Here is a 22,903-nt window from a genome sequence, read left to right as displayed (position 1 = left end):
TGCGATACGTTTATATGGTTATACGTGCCACCCCGAAAAGAATATTCCGTGACTACATTGCCGGGGCCGGCTTTCTTTTCAACATAGCCACAACATTGTTTACTTTTTCAGTTCCTTTCCGCATCCTTTTTCCGTATGTCCGTTATCAAGATAATCCTGTACCGTGCGTTGCAGGAGGCGGAGGTCGGCCGTTCTGTACTCTACCTTGCCGGGCCTCTTGTATGCCTCGACTTTTCCCTGGCGTCTCCATCTTTCCACGTTCCTGCGCCCGAAGATTTCATAAGCCTTCCTCTGGCTGACAAACTCCGGGTCGTCACGGTCCATTTTCAGCATCCTGACAATCCTTGCGGAAAGGTCGTTCAGGAACGTGTCGTATGGAATCAGGTGATCCACAAACTGAAGCAGTTTCATATCCGCATGATTTTAATCCCTTACAAAATACGTTTGACTGTAATCGTATGCTTTTCCCTGTCGGTCCTGGTCTTGAACTGGCGGTTATAGATGGCTCCCAGTTCAGAAGCCTGGGTACGAACGCTCTTCAAGCGTGAAATAGGGAACGTAACGGTGTCGCCGACTTCAAGCGCCACGAGGGCAGGGCGAATTTTTTCCATGTTTTCTGCCATAATTGTTGGATGTTTAATATTTAATGTTTAACTTTGTCCTCAATAAATGAGTGTTTTAACGCTCACAAAATAACACAAAAAGGTTTATATAGCCAAATATTTGTTTGATGAATTTTGATTTAAGGTTCAATTATTGATTTAATCTTATGACAATAGATATAAAAAACGTGCATGTGGGAGAGGCCATCGACAGGCGTCGCAACGAACTCGGGCTTAGTAAATCCGAGCTTGGGCGAAGAATCGGTGTTCCCCAGCAGCACATCAACCGCATTCTCGAAAGGGAGACGATGGAGACCAACCGCCTTTTCAAAGTGAGTGAGGCACTGGGCTTCAATTTCTTCTCCCTGTTCTGTCCCGTGCAGCATCAGATTTCCGCATACCTTGCGGCGGTAACACTGGACGGGAATGCAAACAACAATATCGGAGATACCGAAATTGCTGCACAATTGACAAAGGAACAGGCTGTCGTAGAAAGCCAAAAGGAGACCATCAAACTCCTGAAAGAGCAGATAGACAGCCTGAACGCACAGATTACACGTCTTGATTCCAATCTGAAGGACAAGGACGCTATTATTGAACTATTAAAAGAAAGGAGGTAACAATAACAAAACTATTCAATCTACCTATTTTGTTAAAAGTAATATTTAAGTAATAACCCAGTAAACAATTCCAAGGGGATTAGGAAATTAAATATAATTTATAAGGTAGTGTTGTACAGAAGTTTACAATAAAGTTGTAAATTGCTGATTATCAAGTTGGAATTACTGCGGCGATCGCTGCCGTAAAAGATATAAACTCTAAGCCGATACCCCATAATCAAAACAACATTAGATAAATATTCGCTTACTTTAGGCTTACACTAAATACATAAGTATCAGAATATTAAATCTATATCGGTATGGCGCAAGCAGCAATAGAAGGATAGTCAAATACGCTGGTTAGGTACTTAACTATCTGATAAATAGACTGTAAATACTTGTGAAAGTATTTGCAGTCTATTTTATTTTATGCCTGTTGGGTACTGATGTCCGTTTACCACCCAATATTTATTTGGTATTTATTATAAAAAACTAACTAAATGTTTGTTTAATCATAAAAACAGCTTTACATTTGCACCCCAGAAATCGACCGAATTGGGGTCTAACGTTTAATTTAAAAAAACAAAGAAAATGAAAAAGGGTTTATTATTGGTAGTTGTAATGTTAGCAACTATCGCTGTAAAAGCACAAGACATTTACGTAGGCGGATCTTTGAACGTTTGGCGTAACAGCACAGGCAACACTACTTCTTTTAAAGTTGCTCCGGAAGTTGGATACAACTTTAATGAAACATGGGCATTGGGTGCTGAATTGGATTATTCACATAATTATAATGGTGGACTAACAAAAAATTCAGTAATTGTTGCTCCATACATTCGTTGGTCTTACTGTGAAACCGGTGCGGTTCGCCTGTTCCTGGACGGAACTGCTGCTCTCGGCTTCGTGAAGGTTAAAGACGGAGACACTACTAAAGCCGGACAAGTGGGACTTAGACCGGGGATTGCTGTTAAATTGAATGATCACTTCTCTTTCATTGCCAAGTATGGTTTCCTGGGATATCGTAGAAATATAAATACGCTTGGAGATTCTTTTGGTCTTGAACTTACTAGTGAAGATCTTTCAATTGGTTTCCATTACGCATTCTAATAAGAAGAAAACAAATCAACAAATTAGGAAAGGGAGTTCTCAAAAATAGGGAATTCCCTTTTTTTATGTATAATCTCTATAAATTGCGCACTTGTTAACGAAAAAGTTGTTTAATACAAATTACAATTATACATTTGTATTGTTAAACAATGAGGTCAATAAAAACCTTTAGTATTAATTTAAAACTTTAAAATTATGAAGAAGAGTGTTTTGTTTGTTTTATTTGCACTGATTTCAGTGGCAGGTTTCTCTCAAATTACAGGTTGGAATGCCAAAGTAGGTATGAACTTTAGTAATTACACCGGTGATCTTGATCTGAATGCAAAGGTTGGATTCAAACTTGGTGGAGGTTTTGAATATGCTTTTACTGATACATGGTCACTGCAACCTTCATTATTCTTAACTAGTAAAGGTGCAAAGAAAGATGGCAATAGCATTAATGCAATGTATTTGGAATTGCCAGTAATGGCTGCTGCACGTTTCAATGTAGCAGATAATACTAATCTGGTGGTGAATGCAGGTCCTTATTTTGCTTGTGGTATTGCCGGTAAAACAAAGTTTGACTTAGGTAATGACACAGAACGTAAAGTCGACACTTTTGGTGATGATGCTTTGAAGCGTTTTGATGCAGGTCTTGGTGTAGGAGTTGCATTGGAATTTGGTAGAATCATTGCAGGCTTGGATGGTCAATTTGGTCTGGTTGATGTGGAAAAAGTTGGTAATCCTAAAAACATGAACTTCTCTATTATCGTGGGATATAAGTTCTGATAAGAAAACACCGAAATACAGAAAGCCGTTGCGGAAGACAATTCGCGGGGGCTTTTTTATTTTATGATTGAGAAAGTCATTTCCTTTATTGGATATACAATAGGAATGTACAGTCAGTTTACTATCGGCTTTTTATTAATCTGATAGCTTTTTCAACTTTTTAAAGTGCTCGATTACGGCTAAATAGTTCTGATCCTGACAGGCGTCGAATTTGTTCCAAAGATCTCCTAATACGACAGCTCCTCCGAAACCGAAATCTTTAATCTCCAGCAAATTATCTTCATTGATACCTCCCAATGCCATCACTTTCGAATCGATAATTTTGGCTCTTTGTGCTTCACGCAATTCTTCGGCAGTATATGTTGAATAGTAATTCACTTTAGAGATACTATCATAAATAGGACTCATAAAAACATAGTCGTAAAAATGCTTTCTGTTTTTTACCTCCTCCACTGAATGGCACGAACAGCTGATGTGACCATAATAATCATGCGGCTCTTTGGGATTACGTGCATTCAGGTGGATACCCATCAGATTAAATTCTTCTTTCAAATAGAAATGTTCATGCGTGACGATACGGCGGTGATATTTATCCGGAATAAGTGTCAATAGCCGTTCCGAATACATAGCCGGAGTTTCCGGCTTCCTAAGATGTAGGACATCCAGCCCCTCTTCGAAAAGAGCGGTAATAATCTTATCTTCTTCGACGAAGAAGGTAGGGGTGGTAACTACAATTAGTTTCATTTCTTTTGTTAAAATTGGATTGCTTAGCAAAGTTACTAATTAACTATGTCAGAAACCAACCTTTATAGTGAAAATTTGTTAGATTGCCATGTCCGCAGGTCGATTGTCCATAGTTCGCCGGCTAAAACATCTCCAAAATCACAGATTATTTTCAGCACTTCCGTAGCTTCAACACTTCCTACAATGGCAGGAGTAACTCCCATCACGCCTTTAGGCGGAGGAGGCATCCGTTGCATTTCTTCTTCGTCAGGATAAAGATCCCGGTAGTTCTTTTTCTGGTTTCCGTAGTTGAATACAGAAACCTGTCCTTCAAAACCGCAGATAGCACCATATACGTAAGGCTTTTTCTGCTCTATGCAGATATCGTTAATCAGGTAACGGGTGGCAAAGTTGTCACAGCCGTCGACTACTATATCATATTCCTGAATGATATGATAAGCATTTTCTTTTGTCAACCTGGTAGAGTAGGGATGTATTCTGATCTCGCTGTTGAGAGCGGAGAGCCGTTCCGCTGCACAGATAGCTTTCGGTTTACCCAATTCTTTTTCGGAATAGAGAACTTGTCGTTGCAGGTTAGTGATGCTTACCAAATCGTCATCTACCAGTCCGAGACATCCCACACCGGCGCCTGCCAGGTAGAGAGCGATGGGAGAGCCTAGCCCTCCCACACCTACAATAAGCACTTTGGCTTCCTGCAGTTTCTTCTGACCTTCTTCTCCGATTTCGGGAAGTATGATTTGTCTATCGTATCGCATCTGCCTATCTTTTAAAATCAAAAGACTGATCCCAATCTTTCCAAACTGGTTCGCGACCTAGTTTCTTCAAGTCACGTTCCACTTCAACCGCCTTTCGCTCATCACTTACGTGAAATTGTTCCAGGGTTTGAGGATAACTGTAATATCCTCCGGGTTCAGTTTTACTCTCCGCACTCATGGTTGTAACACCGAGCGTTGCCATGTGATTTCGGATTTCTGCACTTTCACGGGTGGAATAGGAGATATCTACGTCGTGGTCGAAGATTCGCATCGCGAATGTAAGTTGAGCCAGTTCCCGGTCGTTCATGACTACATTCGGTTGGAAGCCGCCATTTTCAGACGGGCGCATACGTGGGAAATTTACGCTGTATTTCGTTTTCCAGTAATGCTTTTGCAAATAACGTAGATGATAAGCCATCATCGTTACGTCTGTCCGCCATTCTTCCAAGCCGATCAGGACACCCATGCCAATCTTATGTACACCTGCCTGTCCCATACGGTCGAAGCCGTCTACACGCCATTCGAATTTAGACTTCATGCCTCTCGGATGATATGTCTTGTAATTTGCTTTATGGTAAGTCTCTTGAAAACAGATCACTCCATTCAGACCATGATTAGTCAGTTCCTGATATTCTTCTGCTTTAAGGGGCATTACTTCAATTTGCAGGTTGCTGAAATAAGGTTTTGCCAAATCCAGCGCCCGGGCAATGTAGGGAACACCTGCTGCGGCAGGGTTTTCACCGGTTACGAGCAGTAGGTTCTCAAAAGGAGCCAGTCGTTTGATGGCTTTGTATTCGTTGACAATCTCTTCCTCTGTCAGTATCGTTCTCTTCATCGGATTGCTGATGTGGAAACCGCAATAGACGCAGGAGTTGGTACATGAATTAGTCAGGTAGAGCGGTACGAACATGGAGATAGTCTTACCGAACCGTTCCATCGTATATTTCTGACTAAGGCGTGCCATCACTTCCAGATAAGGAGTGGCGGCAGGTGAAATCAGCGCCATAAAGTCGTTGACATCCAGATGCTCTTTTTTACCCAATGCACGGCGTACGTCGGCATCTGTTTTGGAATAGATGGCTTTTGTCGTCTCTTCCCAGGATATTTTTTCTAATTCGTCGGAGAACATTTTAATCAATTAAAAATTAAAAATTGAAATGAGGGGAGAAGGTAGGTCAGTGGGCTGACTTTCTGTTTCTCCCTACTCATTATTTGTTGGTTTTAGCGCTTTTCTTTAAATCGCGTGACAATCTCATTGCACAGAAATTAGGTCCGCACATCGTACAATATTCTCCATCGATATGATGTCCTGCACGAAAATAGGTCTGCGCCCGCTCCGGGTCGAGAGACAGGTCGAACTGATCTTTCCAGCGGAACTCATAGCGAGCTTTACTCAATGCGTTGTCTCGTACCTGTGCACCCGGGTGTCCTTTTGCCAGGTCAGCGGCATGAGCGGCTATCTTGTAGGTAATGACTCCTACGCGTACGTCCTCTTTGTCGGGTAAGGCAAGGTGTTCTTTCGGAGTGACATAACAAAGCATAGCCGTACCCAGCCATCCGATTTGTGCGGCACCGATAGCAGAAGTGATATGGTCGTATCCGGGAGCAATATCCGTCACCAACGGGCCGAGTGTATAGAATGGGGCGTCATGGCATTTTTCAATCTGACGTTCCATGTTCTCTTTGATTTTATGCATCGGAACGTGTCCGGGGCCTTCAATAAATGCCTGAACATTCTTATCCCAGGCACGAAGCACTAATTCTCCCATGGTATCCAGTTCGGCGAACTGCGCTTCATCGTTCGCATCGTAGATAGAACCCGGACGAAGTCCGTCGCCTAAAGAAACGGCTACATCATATTGTGCCAGGATATCACAAATATCATCAAAGTGATCGTATAAGAAACTTTCCTGATCGTGTACGAGACACCATTTACTCATTATGCTTCCTCCACGGCTGACAATACCGCACAACCGCTTATCGGCAAGATGAACATTATGGCGGCGGATCCCTGCATGAATGGTGAAGTAATCTACACCTTGTTCACATTGTTCAATCAATGTATCCCGGTAGATTTCCCAGGTGAGGTCTTCCACTATGCCGTTCACCTTTTCAAGTGCCTGATAAATAGGAACCGTGCCGACGGGTACGGGACAATTACGGATAATCCATTCGCGTGTTTCATGGATATTTTCTCCTGTGGAAAGATCCATCAAGGTATCGCCACCCCATTTGCAGCTCCACAATGCTTTCTCCACTTCTTCATCTATGCTTGAGGTAGTAGCCGAATTTCCGATATTCGTATTGATTTTCACAAGGAAGTTGCGTCCGATAATCATCGGTTCAGCTTCTGGGTGGTTGATATTGGCCGGTAATACAGCACGTCCTTCTGCAATCTCCTGACGGACAAATTCTGGAGTAATGTGGGTCTTAATTCCCAATTCCTCGCAATTCATGTTCTCGCGGATTGCTACATATTCCATTTCAGGGGTGATAATCCCTCTTTTGGCGTATGCCATTTGAGTGATTGCTTCTCCTTTTTTAGCGCGATAGGGCAGAGCGATGTGCTCGAAACGTAAGTGATCGAGACTTTTATCGTCCCTTCTCATTTGTCCGTATTCCGAAGTAATTTCGGGAAGTTGTTCCACATCACCACGGCCTACAATCCATTCTTCACGCATACGGGGCAGTCCTTTTTTAAGATCAATGCTCATATCTGCATCGCTGAACGGTCCGCTGGTATCATATACATATATCTCCGGGTTCGGTGTTGCTATCTTTTCTTCGCCTTCAAAGCTGACACTGGGCACTTGTTCCACTTTCCGCATCGCTACACGGATATTCGGATAAAGTTTACCGGGTAAATAGACTTTCTGCGAGCGGGGGAATTTTATTTTTTGTTCCATAGTTTATTCGTTTTTAATCAAGAAAAGCCGTTAGAGGTGAACTTGCTTCTGCCACGAAGTCGACGGCTTGTAATCCTAATCCTGCTTCGTAAGCCTGTCTTCCGGCTTCTGTAGCCGCTTTGAATGCTTTTGCCATTTCTACCGGATTTCCGGCAACGGCTATTGCGGTATTAACTAATACAGCGGAAGCTCCCAGTTCCATTGCTTCGGCAGCATGACTGGGTGCACCGATACCCGCATCTACGACTACCGGGATACCTGCCTGTTCGATAATGATTTGCAGGAATTCTTTGGTCTGCAATCCTTTATTGGTACCGATTGGTGCACCGAGCGGCATAACGGTAGCTGCGCCCGCTTCTTCCAGACGTTTGCAGAGTACAGGGTCAGCCTGACAATAAGGCAACACGATAAAACCCAGTTTTACCAGTTCTTCCGTAGCTTTCAGTGTCTCGATAGAGTCAGGGAGCAGATAGCGTGGGTCCGGGTGAATTTCCAGTTTCAGCCAGTTTGTTCCAAAGGCTTCACGAGCCAACTGTGCTGCAAAAACAGCCTCTTCTGCATTACGTACACCGGAAGTATTGGGCAATAGCTGAATATTCGGATGAATAATATGTTTCAGCATGTCATCCTCTTTGTTGTCCATGTCGATTCGTTTCATGGCAACAGTAACCATTTCCGTGCCTGAAGCCAGAATAGCTTGTTCCATTACTTCATTGGAATTGAATTTTCCTGTTCCCAGGAAAAGACGGGAGTTAAATTCGCGTCCCGCAATTACTAACTTTTCCATTCTATATATATTATAAATTAAATTACTGATTGTACATCATTGCTTTACGCATGATTCAGGATTCTACGTGTTTCTTCTATCGGATTATCCGCTCCGAGAATGGTTCCCGACAGGGCTATCCCGTTTACTCCTGTGTGAAGTATGGCAGGAATATCCTCATAAGTGATTCCTCCAATCGCTACTACGGGGATTTCGATATTCGCCTCTTTCATCTGTGAAAGGATGGAGGAATAGCCTTCCAATCCCAGTACAGGGCTTAAATTCTTTTTAGTGGTAGTAAACCGGAAAGGACCGATGCCAAGGTAATCGGCACCGGCACGATAGTGCTGTACAACATCTTCGAATGTATTTGCAGTGCCGCCGATAATGAAAGCCTCTCCAAGAATTTGGCGGGCCTGGTCGATAGGCATATCCTTTTTGCCCAGATGCACACCGTCCACTTCCAGCTTTCGCGCCAGTTCAACGTGATCGTCCAGAACCAAAATTGCTTCGTGCTCTTTACAAAGCGGTTTCAGTTGCAGGGCTACTGCCTCCACTTCTTCGAGAGGAGCCTCTTTCATGCGTAGTTGGATCCATTTGCACCCGCCTTCGAGTGCCATACGTGCCGATTCGAGGTACGAGTACCGTTCGGTCTGATGCGTGATAAATTGTAGACTGACCATTCCCTTATCCTCCGCAAGCAGCTTTGATAATCACCAGGTTATCGTTCTCATGCAATATGAAACCCTCCCATTCGGTACGGGGAATCATTTTGTTGTTTACGGCGATAGCAATGCCTTGAACCGGAAGTTCGAGCTGTGCTGTCAGTTGTGTAAGGGTAGAGTCGGGAGTAATTTCCACCTCTTTGTTGTTCACTTGTACTTTCATTGTCCTATCAGAATAAATAAGTTGAAAGTAAATACAAAGAGCGTGCTTGAATGGAAAGGCGATAAGAAGAAACACAATCCCTACGTCAGTACTAACTGCCTCAGGTTCCTAGGGTATAATCTCAGCCCCTCATGGGGCACCCCTTTGTCTTTACGGGGACAAAGTAAGTGAAAAAGAAACAGAAAAACACTAAATCATTCGATTTTTTTTCATTTTTCTGTTGATTCCTGTTTTTTGATAGGATGAGAAAAGATAAATCGGGCGCCATTTTTGTAATTCTTGTCAATCCAGATATCACCTCCCATATATTGGATGGTCAGTTTGCAGATAGCCAGTCCCAATCCTGTACCCTGTACGAACTCGTTCAGCTTTTCGAAACGTTGGAATACCAGCTCCTGTTTATCTTCGGGGATTCCGGTGCCGGTATCAGTTACCGAGAACAGCATACATTGCTTTTTTTCGTCCACTTCATAATCCAGCGTAATACTTCCTCCGGCAGGAGTGAATTTCAAGGCATTGTTCAGCAGATTGATAATAATCTGCTGCAGGCGCAAGGGATCTGTGTAGAGCATGTAAGGCTCTTTAGGCATTTGCAGTTTAATGTCTACATCCATTGTCTTGTTCCGGTTGGTCAGAGTAATCATATTCTGGCAATGGTTTACCAGCTCACACCATTCATAGTTGAATTGCAGTTTTCCTGATTCCAGGCGTGATATATCCAGTACATCACTAATCAGTTGGAGCAACAGATTGGAGTTGGTCTGGACAATATCTGCGTATTCTTTCAGTTCGTTATTCTGCTCTACCGAACCGATAATCAGACTGGAGAAACCGACAATAGCATTTAGCGGAGTCCGTATCTCGTGGCTCATATTCGAAACAAAGGCACTTTTCAGTTGGTTAGCTTCTTCGGCGCGCTCTTTAGCATCACGCAATTCGACTTCAGACTCTTCCAACTTCTTTTTATCTTCCCGTAGTTGTTTCGTAGTTCTTTCAAGGTGATTCTTCAGGATTTTAGTCCGGTAATAGTAATACAGCGAAATCATTAGACTTCCTACTAATACGAGAAATATAATCAGGATGAATTGTACTTCTGTCTTATAGGCCACAAAGAATGGGATGGGCTGATTGATTACCATTGAGTTAACAGGTAACTTCTTGTTTTCAAATCCCCATTCCTTTAGTTTCTTCGCATCAAATTTATATCTGTTGGGTAAGATATTGATACTGCTGATATCAGTTTCCTTCTGGTCTAAAAAGCGGTAGGCATATTCTCCCATGCTTTGTCCCACTCCTTCATATTGCGGGACATATCCTCCGATAGCCCAGTAACCTATTGCAGTGGAAGTCATGCTGAACATAGGCAGGAGAGGATTGGCTTTGGAAAAAGCATAAACGGAGTTATTCATGTAAGTAATACCCCGGTTATCGATTCTCCAGATGCCAAGCAACATGACTGTGTTTCTGGGAAGATTGCGCAATTGACTGGCAGCCATATCGAGTGTATGGATGCGGCCATCGACGTAGGTGATAGACAACTGTGGGAAATGTTGCAGGTTTTTCTTGAACCATGCCAGTTCGGCAAGTCCGTTGTATGTGTTATCCGATACAAATACAAGGTGTTCTGTTTCCGGATAGAAATCCTGTATCATTTCAATATCTTTTTTAATGTCATATTCGTATGTGCTACAATATCTTACGTTGTATTCCTTCATGCGTTCCATTAAGTTAATGCTTTCGGGATTATAGCTTCGGATGTCGGTCGAATCCTCCGGAATACGTATTCCGTTGCGTGATGCCATTGCACAGAAAACAGGAAGCTGCTTGTACTTTTCATCTTCGAGATGGAGGAAACTGCTCCATGCTTCACCACCCAGGAGAATAACTAATTTGGCTTTCGGATGTTTGTCCAGAATATCGGTCAATGTTTTTTTCCATTGATGCGCCTGCGTTAAGTCTGTTGCATTCATATTTTCTACCATGGTCGAATATCTTCCTCCCAATTGGGTGTAGGTCTCTATAAATGTGCTGATGTTATCGTAGGTATATTTAGTGTCAGAATTATAAGAGGTGATAAACAGGATTTCTTCCTCAGATTCTTCTGTGGTGGCAGCATTGCCGAAAAGGGGGAGGAAAAGGAGTACAGCAATGGAGACAATAAATCGTATTTTTTTTCTTTTATACAGTATCATAATTGTTTGTTATGTTGTTTTATGAGTTGCAAAAATACAACTAATGCATCTGATATACAATAAAAGTCTGTTTCTTTTTAATCTGTAAAAAAGGTCGCTGTGAAAAACACAACGACCTTTTCCATAAGTATAGTTTAGCTTGTAAATTTGATTACATTCTTTTTTCAACCACATCCCAGTCGATGATATCCCACAGGGCGTTTACGTGGTCGGCACGGCGGTTCTGGTAATCCAGATAATAGGAGTGTTCCCAAACGTCAAATCCAAGAAGTGGTTTCAAACCGGCACGTACCGGATTGCTGCCGTTCCCCTCTTTAGTGATTTTCAGTTTACCGTCTTTATCTACGGATAGCCAAGCCCATCCTGAACCAAACAATCCGACTGCTGCTGCATTGAATTCTTTCTTGAAGTTTTCAAAGCTGCCAAAGTCACGTTTGATGGCTTCTCCCAGTTTACCGGCCGGCTCCTTCTTTGAAGGTTTCGGGGCAAATTGCAGGAAGTACAGGTTGTGGTTCAATACTTGTCCGGCGTTATTGAATATAGCTCCATCCGGTGCGGCTGCAACGATTTCTTCTACCGTTTTACCTTCATATTCTGTTCCGGGCACGAGGCTATTCAGATTATTTACATACGTTTGTAGATGTTTTCCGTAATGGAAATCTATTGTTTGCTGACTGATTACAGGTTCCAACGCATTGTTAGCGTAAGGAAGTTTAGGCATTTCGTAAGTCATGGTCATCATAATTAAAGACATTAATATAGTATTCATAATGTTACAAGTTTTAATTGGCTTGTTATACTATAATAACAGAAGCCCTTTGCAAAATGTTCACAGCATCTTACTTTATTTGTAAATGTACTGTATACGTTCCACTTCTTTCGGATGCTCACGGTCGGTCCGGCAGATCCATTGGCCCGTATTATCATATTCATAATAAGAATTGCTATCGATTTGGTTTCCGTATTTATCGTACAGGCAGGTCAGGCATCCCGATGTTTTCTGGTTATTGCCTAAAATCCGTTGGTAAACGATCTGTGTCAGATAACCGTATTTATCGTATTCATAAGCATCTTTTTGTGAAATAATCTGATCCGAAGAATTGGCAAAAAGCAGGTTTTGATGTTGGGATGAAATCAATCTGCCTTTATCATCATATTTGTTTGCGGTGTATGCCTGAAGTTCTCCATTCTTATTATACTCTTTGGTTTCGGTCAATAATCCCTGTTTATTATAGGAACTTATGATAACTCTTCCATCTGTATACTTGAGCGAATCACTCTCGATACTTCCGTCCGTACCGATACGGCGTGTCCGTCGGTAGAGATCCGTTTTGGTTTTCGGATTCGTTTGCACTTCAAAGATGCAGTGACCTTGCGGATCGTATAATCTGTTCGTTTGTATTTCATTGCTTGGCTGACCGTTCTTTACGGTAAGCGACAATGTAGAAATGAGCTGCCCCTTATCGTCATACGAATAAGTGGTCGAGGTATTTCCCGTACTGTCATTTTCCGCAGACTTAATCAATCGTCCTCCATTATAGTATTTCACGGAAGTAGGAGTGGATATGATTGTTTGCAGAATAAACGGTGTCCGTAGTGCATTGGCCTGGTCACGAAATTCCTTATACTTGTGTGTGCAAAGAAAATCCTGCAGCATACTCAAAGATTCGGAATTGACAATGGCAGCTTTTAAAAGCTCAAAATCAGCTTTTTCACTAAGATATTCAAGTTCGTCCAGATGAGTACGTGCTGTGGAAGTCAGGTAAGGTGATTGCTTATACTCGTCAATAATCTGCCGGATGGCTGTTGCGTTTCCTTTCTCCCGGAGGCTGTCGATTCCTTGAAACAGAAAATCATCGTATAACGCGCGAACTTCCGGAAGGAATGGACGCGTGTCTTTATCCGTGAAGAATTTCTGCATGTTGGCGTTATCAAAAAATGCCTTGAAATTCGCTGATGTCGGATTACTCTTTACAATCTGGTAAAGCCGTTTGTTTTCCGCAGTGTTGATTTGAGAGATAAATTTGCCGTTCGGATATTCCGTGATGTACGTTTGATAAATATTCAGCGTAGGTGTTTTCAGCATACCTTCCAGTAAAGCCATTTCACGGATGTCCCGTACCTTTTGCAAGATGGTAGAATCTCCCGGATAACCGCTTGACTGGATACTGTCCATCAACGTCTTGCTAAAAGGGATTTGATCTTTCGAAGCTTCCAGAATGGAGATAACAGCCAGTTCCGCTTTGTTTTGTACGTTGGAAAGTTGTATTTTCTCTTCTTCACAGATATTGGGAAAATAAGCTTTCGTTGCCCTTTCGTAGCATCCGAAATAGTTGGTGGCAGCCTGTTCGCTTTGCTCGTTCCACAATCCGTTGAGCACATCCAATAATGCCAGTTCCTCGGCATAATAGGTTTGTGTCTCGTCATCTATCTTATCACGGTTTTTCTGCCATTTGTCGGCGTCATTATCGTTCAGATACTTTAGCAGCTTTTCCAGGCGGCTCTGCTTTTGTGCCATTGCCTGTGGAATGCAGGCGACCAGAAACAAACTCAAAATAATCGATAAAAATATACTTCTTTTCATTGCTTTTTGGTGTTAGGTTAAAATAGTTAGTGATGAAAATTCATAAAAATACCTTCATTCTCGAATGAATATTATACTTTTGTATTGAGAACAAATTTGAATGCCAAGGGTTTGTTAAAAATCCACATTGTTTTTATAATGCTGTTATGAATACCAATTATATAGATGAATTGAACGAGAGTCAGTGTGCTGCAGTGACTTATAATGACGGTCCTTCGCTGGTGATAGCCGGTGCAGGTTCGGGGAAGACGCGCGTATTGACTTATAAAATCGCTTACTTGCTGGAACAGGAGAACGGCTACAATCCGTGGAATATCCTTGCACTGACCTTTACGAATAAGGCGGCGCGCGAGATGAAAGAGCGTATTGCCCGTCAGGTAGGTATGGAACGGGCACGTTATTTGTGGATGGGGACTTTCCATTCCATCTTCTCACGGATTCTTCGTGCCGAAGCAACATTTATCGGGTTCACTTCCCAGTTCACCATCTATGATACGGCTGATAGTAAGAGTCTGCTCCGTTCCATCATCAAAGAGATGGGATTGGACGAGAAAACTTATAAACCGGGAGTAGTGCAGGCACGCATCTCCAATGCCAAAAACCATTTGGTCACTCCTACGGGATACGCTGCCAATAAAGAGGCTTACGAAGGAGATATGGCTGCCAAGATGCCTGCTATCCGTGATATCTATACTCGTTATTGGGACAGATGCCGTCAGGCGGGAGCGATGGATTTTGATGATTTATTGGTATATACCTATATTCTGTTTCGTGACTTTCCGGAAGTGCTGGCACGTTATCGCGATCAGTTCCGTTATGTATTGGTGGACGAGTATCAGGATACGAATTATGCGCAGCATAGCATTGTTCTACAACTGACTAAAGAAAATCAACGGGTCTGTGTAGTGGGAGACGATGCGCAAAGTATCTATTCTTTCCGTGGGGCGGATATTGACAATATTCTCTATTTTACAAAAATCTACCCCAATACGAAAGTTTTTAAACTGGAGCAGAATTATCGTTCCACACAAACCATTGTTTGTGCTGCCAATAGCTTGATTGAGAAGAATGAACGCCAGATACGGAAAGCCGTGTTTTCGGAGAAAGAAAAGGGGGAACCTATCGGCGTATTTCAGGCGTATAGCGATGTGGAAGAGGGAGATATTGTAGCTAATAAGATTGCAGAGCTACGACGGGAGTATCGCTACGGATATGCTGATTTTGCCATCCTGTATCGTACGAATGCACAAAGCCGTATTTTTGAAGAGGCTCTTCGGAAACGGAGTATACCTTATAAGATTTACGGAGGACTTTCGTTCTACCAGCGAAAAGAGATAAAAGATGTGATTGCTTATTTCCGTTTGGTAGTGAATCCGAATGATGAAGAAGCATTCAAGCGAATCATTAATTATCCGGCTCGTGGTATTGGAGATACGACAGTCGGGAAGATTATATCGGCGGCTACCGATCATGGCGTAAGTCTTTGGGCGGCACTCTGTGAACCATTGAGTTACGGACTGGATATAAATAAAGGAACGCATGCAAAACTGCAAGGCTTTCGTGAATTGATAGAAGGTTTCATTGTCGATCAGGCAGATAAGAACGCTTATGAAATAGGAACGAATATCATCCGTCAGTCCGGCATTATCAACGATGTTTGTCAGGACACATCCCCCGAGAATCTAAGCCGTAAGGAAAATATAGAAGAGTTGGTGAATGGAATGAATGACTTCTGCGCTTTGCGGCAGGAGGAGGGTAATCCGAATGTGTCTCTTACCGATTTCCTTTCGGAGATTGCATTGCTTACCGATCAGGATTCCGACAAGGCGGATGATGGGGAAAAGATAACGTTGATGACAGTTCATTCGGCTAAAGGATTGGAGTTTAAGAATGTATTTGTGGTCGGTCTGGAAGAAAACCTGTTTCCCAGTGGGATGGTAGGAGATTCTCCCCGGGCACTGGAAGAAGAACGTCGTTTGTTCTATGTAGCTATTACTCGTGCGGAGGAACATTGTTATCTGTCTTTTGCCAAAACCCGTTTCCGTTATGGAAAGATGGAATTTGGAAGCCCCAGTCGTTTCTTGCGTGATATCGATGTTCATTACTTGCAATTGCCGCATGAGGCAGGAGTGAGCCGTGCTGTCGATGAAGGTGCAGGACGTTTCCGTAGAGAGATTGAAGGAGGATTCACCCGTTCAGCTTCTCCGTCGCGTGCCCCTTTCGGAAGTACATCTTCCGAACAACGTGAACGTCCGAAAGCACAGATCATTGCTTCCAGCGTACCGAGGAATTTGAAGAAAGTTAGTACTGTTAGCCCAAGTAGCGGTGCACAGGCAACCTCTTCCACTTCGCCATCGGTAGCAGGAGTACAGGCCGGACAGATGATAGAGCACGAACGTTTCGGATTGGGTGAAGTGATTAAAGTAGAAGGAACGGGAGACAATGCGAAAGCAACTATTCATTTTAAAAATGCGGGAGACAAACAACTATTATTACGTTTCGCTCGTTTTAAAGTGGTAGAATAAATAATAACACTAAATAGAGAGACTCATGAAGAAACAACTAACAGTAATTTTGCTTTCCGCTTTGATTGTGAGTGGATGTGCGTCGGGGCGTATGGGAAATCCGGGAGCTATCATGGCAGGTGCTTCTATCGGAGGTAGTCTGGGAAGTTCGATAGGCGGACTTATCGGAGATAATAATCATGGCTGGAGGGGCGGTTACCGTGGTTCTGCTATTGGGAATATTGTGGGAACCATTGCCGGTGCGGCTATTGGAAACGCGTTGACGGCGCCGAGGCAAGAGCAAATAGAGGAAGATGCGTATATTCCTGAAGTACGGGAAGTGCGTGTGCAAAAGTATAAGAAACAGCCGCAAGTGCAACAGCCTATTTCTCAACTGAAGTTGCGCAAGATCCGTTTTATAGATGATAATCGCAGTCATGTGATTGATGCGGGAGAAAATAGCAAGATAATCTTTGAGATTATGAATGAAGGGAGAAATCCTGTTTATAATGTAGTTCCTGTGGTAGAAACGGTGGGGAAGGTGAAGCATCTCGGCATTTCTCCTTCTGTGATGGTGGAGGAAATTCTTCCGGGTGAAGGCATCCGTTATACCGCTTCCATTCACGCAGGTGAAAAATTGAAAGACGGTGAAGTGACATTCCGTGTCGCAGTGGCGGACGAGAATGGAGTGATTTGTGATTCGCAAGAATTTACCCTGCCTACACAGCGCGGAAACTAGAAATAACAGCCCGAATATCCGGTTTAAACATAGTGACGGTATATGCCTGGAATAGTGACGCTATCCTAAGCATATACCGTCACTATGTTGGTGGGATAGCGTCACTCTTTTCGGAGTATCTTTTTCTTTTCATAAGCAGTGCTGACTCACTTTTTCTGCAATAATATTATTTCTGTCATGATGTATAATTATTAGGGCATCTATTAGTATCATGAAATCGTAATATTATTATCTTTGTTGGTAAATGATAAAAACCTGAAAAACAGGAGGAAAAAGATAATGAATAAATTTTATTTTATCTTATTGTTGTGTTTGTTTTCATCCTGTAGGATAAACAAGACAAACCATGTAGAAACATGCAAAACTGAAAATGACAGTACAGAACAGTTCTATGACCAGTCGGAGGGTATGGAAATATTGGATACACTGGGTAAGGTTTATGGTAATGAACCTCATATAGCCGGGTTGTCTTTGGAAACTCCCAACTGCCCCGACTTTATTGAAGGTATCTATTTTGATAAAGCTACTCTTGTTTTTCAGGTCACAGGAGATACAGTCAAAGCACGGCAGATATTGGAAAAGGCTTCCGGAAGTAAGAATTTCAGGCTGGAACTTATGGGTGGTAGTAATTACTCGCAAACCCAGTTGCTCGCTATCCAGAAGGAGTTAAATAAGAAAATGGAAGAGTCGGGATATGAGAATATAAAAAGGAATGTAACGGGATATGGTGTAGGATTGCGACATATAGAAATCCGTCTGATTGTGAATACTCCCGAAAAACAAAAAGAATTCCGGGAGAAGATTATGGACTCGCCTGCTTTTCAATTTAGTGGTGTGACAGAGCCGATTATCAATCAAAAAGTGGGTGTGAACCATATAAACGGTATTTATATCCGTCCCGAATATCCGGTTTATTCTACAGCTGCAGAACAGGTAACATTCATTCTCAATAACTACAGCGGTGGAACAATAGAATGTGGAGAACGTTATTATGTTACTTTTGAAGATGAAAAGGGGATCTGGTGGGAATTGCCTATGAATACCGCTTTTGTTAGCATAGCTTATGTTATACAGGATAAGAGAGAACGGGAGATGAGGGCTTCGCTTTATCCGGATGTGCATCCGAATAAAGCCGGACGTTACCGTTATTTTTACGAGGTGACCATCAACAGGAAACCTGTCTTGATGATGGCTGAATTTAGATTGTCGGACAATGAGAAGGAATGGAAAGAGGCAAAAAGAACGCCTTTACCCGAAGGATTGTTGACAATGAAGCAGGACAACACTCATCAGACGGTTGGGGAACAGGTGGAAGAACTGGTTTATGATATGGTGGAGGTTATGCCGGAATTTCCAGGAGGTGTACGCGCTATGCTTGATTTCATTAAGAAGAATATTCAGTATCCGGAAATAGCTCGCAAAAATGGCATACAGGGGAGGGTGATTGTAGGAGTTGTGGTTGATAAGAATGGCTCTGTAACCAATCTGACTATCCTCAAAAGCATTGATCCTTATTTGGATAAAGAAGCTATCCGTGTTATCAGGCTTATGCCGAAGTGGAAACCGGGGACACAGATGGATAAACCGGTGAAGGTTAAATATGCTATTCCCGTAAGTTTTAAACTTGCCGATTAAAGATAACAAATTCCGGAGATAAAACTAGGTTGGAGAAGTTGCTTTCATACCGAAATAAGACTATACCTAAAACCATACCTAAAGCTATGCTTTAGCATCTGTAAAGCGTAGCTTTATCTAATCTAAAGCTACGCTTTTCATAGTCTTACCAATTATTTCCGGCGTTACTGCTATTGACCAGCATCTCTACCCGCTGTCTGTATGTATTTGCTCCTTCAGCGATATTCTTTCCCGCATCCGCTGTTCCCATTCCATAAACAACGATAGGAGTCTGCCACACCATACCTGAATGGATAGCACTGCCCTGATAAGGGCGTAAAAGTTCGTCCATAGTGAAACCATTCCTTCCTCCGCTGCGGTAAGCATCGAATTCAGATCCGGTAGTTGTTACCACTGTCAGCGGTTTACCGGCGACTGCCGGAGTCTTGGATAGGAAAGTAAAGACTTCATCCTGCCATTTCTTTAGTAATGACGGTGCAGACATCCAATAGAAAGGAAACTGATAGATCACAGCAGAGGCATCAGAGATGATTTTACTCCATTCGTCTACATTGAAAGCGATGTCAGGCGATAATTCGTAAAGGTTGAATACGGCTACTCCTTCAATGTCACCAACGGCATCAATTAATGCCTTGTTTGCTTGAGATCCTTTCATGTTTGGATGTGCCAGCAGGATCACTACTTTTCTTAAATCTTTATTCATATTCAATCAGGTATTTAGGATGATATAACTACTTATAGATTATAAAGGTGTAAAAATAAGAAAAAGTTCGCGAAAACCAATATCTTAATTAAAAATAAAACAATCCCTCTTTGCTTTTGAATTTGTATTTTTGCATCCACGTTCGTAAGGCGTTATTTTAGATAATAATTTATATATGATAGATTTTAATCAGTTCCCTTCTCCTTGTTACATCATGGAAGAAGAGCTTTTAAGAAAGAACCTGTGTTTGATAAAAAGCGTGGCCGACAGGGCGGGAGTGGAGATTATTCTTGCTTTCAAGTCATTTGCCATGTGGCGCTCTTTCCCCATATTCCGTGAATATATAGATCATTCTACGGCAAGTTCGGTGTATGAAGCCCGTTTGGCATTGGAAGAGTTCGGCAGCAAGGCGCATACATATTCTCCTGCTTATACGGAACAGGATTTCCCGGAAATCATGCGTTGCAGCAGTCATATCACATTCAACTCAATGCAGCAGTTTGAACGCTTCTATCCGATGGTGGTTGCAGAAGGAAGTGGCATCTCTTGTGGTATCCGCGTAAATCCTGAATATTCGGAAGTGGAAACCGAACTTTATAATCCATGTGCACCCGGCACACGTTTTGGGATAACAGCCGATTTGTTGCCCGAAGCATTACCGCAAGGTATTGAAGGCTTTCATTGTCATTGTCACTGTGAATCTTCTTCTTATGAGCTGGAACGTACATTGGAACATCTTGAAGCTAAATTTGCCCATTGGTTTCCACAGATTAAATGGTTGAATCTGGGTGGTGGACACCTGATGACTCGTAAGGATTATGATACCGAACATTTGATAAGACTGTTGCAAGGATTAAAAGCACGCTATCCTCATTTGCGCATTATCCTGGAGCCCGGTTCGGCCTTTACCTGGCAGACGGGAGTGCTGACTTCCGAAGTGGTGGATATTGTGGAAAGTCGTGGTATCAAGACGGCTATTTTGAATGTTAGTTTCACTTGCCACATGCCGGATTGTCTGGAGATGCCATATCAACCTGCCGTGCGTGGTGCAGAGATGGGAAATGAAGGAAAATATATTTATCGTCTCGGAGGAAATTCCTGTTTGAGCGGTGATTATATGGGACTGTGGAGCTTCGATCACGAGTTGCAAATCGGAGAGCGTATCGTGTTCGAAGATATGATTCATTATACGATGGTCAAGACAAATATGTTTAACGGAATTCATCATCCTGCCATTGCCATTTGGACAAAAGAGGGGAAAGCTGAAATATACAAGCAATTTTCTTATGAAGATTATCGTGACCGAATGAGTTGATAATCAAAATGATTGTTTTGCGGTAGGTGCAAAGTGAACAGATTTCTGTGAAAAAAGTAGGCAGAATGTTTGCATGTTTACGGAAAATCCCTACCTTTGCAACCGCAAACGAAAAAATGCGGAAATAGCTCAGTTGGTAGAGCATAACCTTGCCAAGGTTAGGGTCGCGAGTTCGAGTCTCGTTTTCCGCTCATGTTTCTTTGAAATGTTGGAACAATAATCTTTGCCCAGGTGGCGGAATTGGTAGACGCGCACGTTTCAGGTGCGTGTGTCGAGAGGCATGCAGGTTCGAGTCCTGTTCTGGGCACAAAGGTTAAACTTTAAAATTATGGAGAGGTGGCGGAATTGGTAGACGCGCTACTTTGAGGTGGTAGTGACAGAAATGTTGTGGGAGTTCGAGTCTCCTCCTCTTCACAGTTTATGAAAGTGAAATGCGGAAATAGCTCAGTTGGTAGAGCATAACCTTGCCAAGGTTAGGGTCGCGAGTTCGAGTCTCGTTTTCCGCTCTTGTTTCTTTGAAATAATGGAACTAAGTTTTGCCCAGGTGGCGGAATTGGTAGACGCGCACGTTTCAGGTGCGTGTGTCGAGAGGCATGCAGGTTCGAGTCCTGTTCTGGGCACCCATCTTTCAGATTTCTGAATGACGAAATTTAGTTTGCGGAAATAGCTCAGTTGGTAGAGCATAACCTTGCCAAGGTTAGGGTCGCGAGTTCGAGTCTCGTTTTCCGCTCCATATAAGATGAGGTTGTCAGTCGATAAGATTGGCAACCTTTTTTTGTATAATATTGGAAGTTTACCGGACGATTGTATCGATAGATTGAACGGAAAAGCGTAATTTTGCAAACGAAAAAATCAATGTACTCCCCCCAAAAAAGAGCGTCATTGATTCACACAGACCTTTAATTAATTTAACTATTTGTGATATGTTAACACAGATTATTAATGCACGCATCCTCACCCCGCAAGGCTGGTTGAAGGATGGGTCAGTTCTTATTCGTGACAATAAAATTCTGGAAGTAACCAATTGTGACCTTGCAATTATCGGAGCCAAACTGATTGATGCCAAAGGAATGTATATTGTTCCGGGAGGTGTAGAAATCCATGTTCACGGTGGCGGTGGAAGAGACTTTATGGAAGGCACCGAAGAGGCTTTCCGGACAGCAATCAAAGCTCATATGCAGCATGGCACTACCAGTATTTTTCCTACTCTTTCTTCTTCTACCATTCCAATGATCCGTGCAGCCGCGGAAACTACAGAGAAAATGATGGCGGAGCCTAATAGCCCTGTGCTCGGGCTTCATCTGGAAGGACATTATTTCAATATGGCGATGGCAGGTGGACAGATTCCCGAAAATATCAAAGATCCCGATCCCGAAGAATATATTCCGTTGCTGGAAGAAACTCATTGTATCAAACGTTGGGATGCCGCACCGGAACTTCCCGGAGCCATGCAATTTGGTAAATATATCACAGCGAAAGGGGTGTTGGCTTCGGTAGGACATACCCAGGCAGAATTTGAGGATATACAGACAGCCTATGAGGCGGGATATACGCATGCCACTCATTTTTATAATGCAATGCCGGGATTCCATAAACGGAAAGAGTACAAGTATGAAGGTACGGTAGAAAGTATTTATCTGATTGATGATATGACAGTGGAAGTGGTGGCAGACGGTATTCATGTGCCTCCAACAATCTTGCGCCTTGTTTACAAGATAAAAGGAGTGGAACGCACTTGTCTGATAACGGATGCATTGGCTTGTGCCGCCAGTGATAGTCAGGTGGCTTTTGATCCGCGTGTGATTATCGAGGACGGAGTATGTAAGCTGGCAGACCATTCAGCACTGGCGGGAAGTATTGCAACGATGGATCGACTGATTCGTACCATGGTGCAGAAGGCGGAAATACCTTTGGAGGATGCCGTGAGAATGGCCTCCGAAACTCCTGCCCGGATTATGGGAGTACTCGACCGTAAAGGAACGCTGGAGCGTGGCAAGGATGCCGATATAATTGCTTTAGACAGAGACTTGAATGTGAGAGCTGTATGGGCGATGGGAGAACTGGTAGAAGGCACCAATAAACTGTTTTAAATCTAA

Annotated in this window: 21 protein-coding genes, 6 tRNA genes and 1 riboswitch; of the genes, 14 read left to right on the top strand and 13 right to left on the bottom strand. The window is 42.8% G+C overall.

The window, feature by feature from the left end:
- Nucleotides 1–99: 99 nt before the first annotated feature.
- Together KSX81_RS25375 and KSX81_RS25370 are read right to left on the bottom strand one after the other, a co-directional pair.
- The gene (locus tag KSX81_RS25375) at nt 100–411 is read right to left on the bottom strand and encodes a hypothetical protein (RefSeq protein ID WP_217725713.1); all 312 of its coding nucleotides are present in this window, start codon (nt 409–411) and stop codon (nt 100–102) included.
- 20 nt (nt 412–431) lie between these two features.
- Nucleotides 432–623, bottom strand: coding sequence for a hypothetical protein (locus KSX81_RS25370; RefSeq protein ID WP_022161817.1), 192 nt, complete (start codon nt 621–623; stop codon nt 432–434).
- A gap of 146 nt (nt 624–769) precedes the next feature.
- Here KSX81_RS25370 and KSX81_RS25365 point away from each other — a divergent pair, with 146 nt between their 5' ends.
- From KSX81_RS25365 to KSX81_RS25355, 3 genes are all read left to right on the top strand, one after another.
- On the top strand, nt 770–1,222 hold the full coding sequence (locus tag KSX81_RS25365; protein ID WP_022161816.1) for a helix-turn-helix domain-containing protein: 453 nt from the start codon (nt 770–772) through the stop codon (nt 1,220–1,222).
- A 570-nt stretch (nt 1,223–1,792) separates the two neighbouring features.
- Nucleotides 1,793–2,308, top strand: coding sequence for an outer membrane beta-barrel protein (locus KSX81_RS25360; protein WP_004295700.1), 516 nt, complete (start codon nt 1,793–1,795; stop codon nt 2,306–2,308).
- Nucleotides 2,309–2,503: 195 nt separating this feature from the next.
- A complete protein-coding gene (locus KSX81_RS25355) occupies nt 2,504–3,076 on the top strand; it encodes a porin family protein (RefSeq protein ID WP_004295701.1) in 573 nt (190 codons plus the stop codon).
- 135 nt (nt 3,077–3,211) lie between these two features.
- Here KSX81_RS25355 and KSX81_RS25350 read toward each other — a convergent pair whose 3' ends face one another.
- From KSX81_RS25350 to KSX81_RS25305, 10 genes are all read right to left on the bottom strand, one after another.
- A complete protein-coding gene (locus tag KSX81_RS25350) occupies nt 3,212–3,820 on the bottom strand; it encodes a thiamine phosphate synthase (RefSeq protein WP_004295702.1) in 609 nt (202 codons plus the stop codon).
- A gap of 62 nt (nt 3,821–3,882) precedes the next feature.
- A complete protein-coding gene (locus tag KSX81_RS25345) occupies nt 3,883–4,575 on the bottom strand; it encodes a HesA/MoeB/ThiF family protein (RefSeq protein WP_004303541.1) in 693 nt (230 codons plus the stop codon).
- Between the two features lie 4 nt (nt 4,576–4,579).
- Entirely contained in the window at nt 4,580–5,704 is a 1,125-nt protein-coding gene (thiH, locus tag KSX81_RS25340) for a 2-iminoacetate synthase ThiH (RefSeq protein WP_004295704.1), read from the bottom strand.
- A gap of 79 nt (nt 5,705–5,783) precedes the next feature.
- On the bottom strand, nt 5,784–7,481 hold the full coding sequence (gene thiC, locus KSX81_RS25335) for a phosphomethylpyrimidine synthase ThiC (protein ID WP_004303540.1): 1,698 nt from the start codon (nt 7,479–7,481) through the stop codon (nt 5,784–5,786).
- Between the two features lie 13 nt (nt 7,482–7,494).
- The gene (locus KSX81_RS25330; RefSeq protein WP_004295706.1) at nt 7,495–8,268 is read right to left on the bottom strand and encodes a thiazole synthase; all 774 of its coding nucleotides are present in this window, start codon (nt 8,266–8,268) and stop codon (nt 7,495–7,497) included.
- A gap of 44 nt (nt 8,269–8,312) precedes the next feature.
- Nucleotides 8,313–8,930, bottom strand: coding sequence for a thiamine phosphate synthase (locus KSX81_RS25325; RefSeq protein WP_004312310.1), 618 nt, complete (start codon nt 8,928–8,930; stop codon nt 8,313–8,315).
- A gap of 4 nt (nt 8,931–8,934) precedes the next feature.
- Nucleotides 8,935–9,135: a sulfur carrier protein ThiS gene (thiS, locus tag KSX81_RS25320; protein ID WP_004303537.1), complete on the bottom strand. Its 201-nt coding sequence runs from the start codon at nt 9,133–9,135 to the stop codon at nt 8,935–8,937.
- Between the two features lie 60 nt (nt 9,136–9,195).
- Nucleotides 9,196–9,289: riboswitch (TPP riboswitch) on the bottom strand.
- A 55-nt stretch (nt 9,290–9,344) separates the two neighbouring features.
- The gene (locus KSX81_RS25315; protein WP_008648147.1) at nt 9,345–11,327 is read right to left on the bottom strand and encodes a sensor histidine kinase; all 1,983 of its coding nucleotides are present in this window, start codon (nt 11,325–11,327) and stop codon (nt 9,345–9,347) included.
- Nucleotides 11,328–11,478: 151 nt separating this feature from the next.
- Entirely contained in the window at nt 11,479–12,096 is a 618-nt protein-coding gene (locus KSX81_RS25310; RefSeq protein WP_004295710.1) for a superoxide dismutase, read from the bottom strand.
- A 75-nt stretch (nt 12,097–12,171) separates the two neighbouring features.
- Nucleotides 12,172–13,911, bottom strand: coding sequence for a hypothetical protein (locus tag KSX81_RS25305; protein WP_004312307.1), 1,740 nt, complete (start codon nt 13,909–13,911; stop codon nt 12,172–12,174).
- 146 nt (nt 13,912–14,057) lie between these two features.
- On the opposite strand from KSX81_RS25305, the gene KSX81_RS25300 reads away from it, so the two are divergent.
- The 3 genes from KSX81_RS25300 (at nt 14,058) to KSX81_RS25290 (ending at nt 18,789) form a co-directional block, all read left to right on the top strand.
- The gene (locus KSX81_RS25300) at nt 14,058–16,436 is read left to right on the top strand and encodes an ATP-dependent helicase (RefSeq protein ID WP_004312306.1); all 2,379 of its coding nucleotides are present in this window, start codon (nt 14,058–14,060) and stop codon (nt 16,434–16,436) included.
- Nucleotides 16,437–16,461: 25 nt separating this feature from the next.
- Complete coding sequence (locus KSX81_RS25295) at nt 16,462–17,154, top strand: glycine zipper family protein (RefSeq protein WP_217725714.1); 693 nt, start codon at nt 16,462–16,464, stop codon at nt 17,152–17,154.
- A gap of 279 nt (nt 17,155–17,433) precedes the next feature.
- A complete protein-coding gene (locus tag KSX81_RS25290; RefSeq protein ID WP_004318082.1) occupies nt 17,434–18,789 on the top strand; it encodes an energy transducer TonB in 1,356 nt (451 codons plus the stop codon).
- A gap of 145 nt (nt 18,790–18,934) precedes the next feature.
- Here KSX81_RS25290 and KSX81_RS25285 read toward each other — a convergent pair whose 3' ends face one another.
- Nucleotides 18,935–19,492 carry an NAD(P)H-dependent oxidoreductase gene (locus tag KSX81_RS25285; protein ID WP_004295716.1) on the bottom strand — a complete coding sequence of 186 codons (558 nt, stop codon included), beginning with the start codon at nt 19,490–19,492 and terminating at the stop codon, nt 18,935–18,937.
- A gap of 175 nt (nt 19,493–19,667) precedes the next feature.
- Here KSX81_RS25285 and nspC point away from each other — a divergent pair, with 175 nt between their 5' ends.
- The 8 genes from nspC (at nt 19,668) to nagA (ending at nt 22,897) form a co-directional block, all read left to right on the top strand.
- Entirely contained in the window at nt 19,668–20,807 is a 1,140-nt protein-coding gene (nspC, locus tag KSX81_RS25280; protein ID WP_004295718.1) for a carboxynorspermidine decarboxylase, read from the top strand.
- Nucleotides 20,808–20,925: 118 nt separating this feature from the next.
- A tRNA-Gly gene (locus KSX81_RS25275) sits at nt 20,926–20,998 on the top strand.
- 34 nt (nt 20,999–21,032) lie between these two features.
- Nucleotides 21,033–21,114, top strand: a tRNA-Leu gene (locus KSX81_RS25270).
- A 23-nt stretch (nt 21,115–21,137) separates the two neighbouring features.
- Nucleotides 21,138–21,221 (top strand) — tRNA-Leu (locus tag KSX81_RS25265).
- Nucleotides 21,222–21,240: 19 nt separating this feature from the next.
- Nucleotides 21,241–21,313 (top strand) — tRNA-Gly (locus tag KSX81_RS25260).
- A 32-nt stretch (nt 21,314–21,345) separates the two neighbouring features.
- Nucleotides 21,346–21,427: transfer RNA gene (locus KSX81_RS25255), tRNA-Leu, on the top strand.
- 37 nt (nt 21,428–21,464) lie between these two features.
- A tRNA-Gly gene (locus KSX81_RS25250) sits at nt 21,465–21,540 on the top strand.
- A gap of 190 nt (nt 21,541–21,730) precedes the next feature.
- Complete coding sequence (nagA, locus tag KSX81_RS25245) at nt 21,731–22,897, top strand: N-acetylglucosamine-6-phosphate deacetylase (protein WP_004295719.1); 1,167 nt, start codon at nt 21,731–21,733, stop codon at nt 22,895–22,897.
- Nucleotides 22,898–22,903 lie beyond the last annotated feature (6 nt).

The sequence above is a fragment of the Bacteroides sp. MSK.18.37 genome, from assembly GCF_019129155.2.
Classification (GTDB): Bacteria; Bacteroidota; Bacteroidia; order Bacteroidales; family Bacteroidaceae; genus Bacteroides; species Bacteroides ovatus.
This window is presented reverse-complemented; position numbering and strand designations above follow the sequence as displayed.

Coding starts and splice junctions, on each gene's coding strand:
- KSX81_RS25365 (WP_022161816.1), top strand. CDS start 770: ATGACAATAGATATAAAAAACGTGCATGTGGGAGAGGCCATCGACAGG.
- nagA (WP_004295719.1), top strand. CDS start 21,731: ATGTTAACACAGATTATTAATGCACGCATCCTCACCCCGCAAGGCTGG.
- KSX81_RS25355 (WP_004295701.1), top strand. CDS start 2,504: ATGAAGAAGAGTGTTTTGTTTGTTTTATTTGCACTGATTTCAGTGGCA.
- nspC (WP_004295718.1), top strand. CDS start 19,668: ATGATAGATTTTAATCAGTTCCCTTCTCCTTGTTACATCATGGAAGAA.
- KSX81_RS25315 (WP_008648147.1), bottom strand. CDS start 11,327: ATGATACTGTATAAAAGAAAAAAAATACGATTTATTGTCTCCATTGCT.
- KSX81_RS25285 (WP_004295716.1), bottom strand. CDS start 19,492: ATGAATAAAGATTTAAGAAAAGTAGTGATCCTGCTGGCACATCCAAAC.
- KSX81_RS25305 (WP_004312307.1), bottom strand. CDS start 13,911: ATGAAAAGAAGTATATTTTTATCGATTATTTTGAGTTTGTTTCTGGTC.
- KSX81_RS25350 (WP_004295702.1), bottom strand. CDS start 3,820: ATGAAACTAATTGTAGTTACCACCCCTACCTTCTTCGTCGAAGAAGAT.
- KSX81_RS25310 (WP_004295710.1), bottom strand. CDS start 12,096: ATGAATACTATATTAATGTCTTTAATTATGATGACCATGACTTACGAA.
- KSX81_RS25375 (WP_217725713.1), bottom strand. CDS start 411: ATGAAACTGCTTCAGTTTGTGGATCACCTGATTCCATACGACACGTTC.
- thiC (WP_004303540.1), bottom strand. CDS start 7,481: ATGGAACAAAAAATAAAATTCCCCCGCTCGCAGAAAGTCTATTTACCC.
- KSX81_RS25300 (WP_004312306.1), top strand. CDS start 14,058: ATGAATACCAATTATATAGATGAATTGAACGAGAGTCAGTGTGCTGCA.
- thiS (WP_004303537.1), bottom strand. CDS start 9,135: ATGAAAGTACAAGTGAACAACAAAGAGGTGGAAATTACTCCCGACTCT.
- KSX81_RS25360 (WP_004295700.1), top strand. CDS start 1,793: ATGAAAAAGGGTTTATTATTGGTAGTTGTAATGTTAGCAACTATCGCT.
- KSX81_RS25370 (WP_022161817.1), bottom strand. CDS start 623: ATGGCAGAAAACATGGAAAAAATTCGCCCTGCCCTCGTGGCGCTTGAA.
- KSX81_RS25345 (WP_004303541.1), bottom strand. CDS start 4,575: ATGCGATACGATAGACAAATCATACTTCCCGAAATCGGAGAAGAAGGT.
- KSX81_RS25290 (WP_004318082.1), top strand. CDS start 17,434: ATGAATAAATTTTATTTTATCTTATTGTTGTGTTTGTTTTCATCCTGT.
- KSX81_RS25325 (WP_004312310.1), bottom strand. CDS start 8,930: ATGGTCAGTCTACAATTTATCACGCATCAGACCGAACGGTACTCGTAC.
- thiH (WP_004295704.1), bottom strand. CDS start 5,704: ATGTTCTCCGACGAATTAGAAAAAATATCCTGGGAAGAGACGACAAAA.
- KSX81_RS25295 (WP_217725714.1), top strand. CDS start 16,462: ATGAAGAAACAACTAACAGTAATTTTGCTTTCCGCTTTGATTGTGAGT.
- KSX81_RS25330 (WP_004295706.1), bottom strand. CDS start 8,268: ATGGAAAAGTTAGTAATTGCGGGACGCGAATTTAACTCCCGTCTTTTC.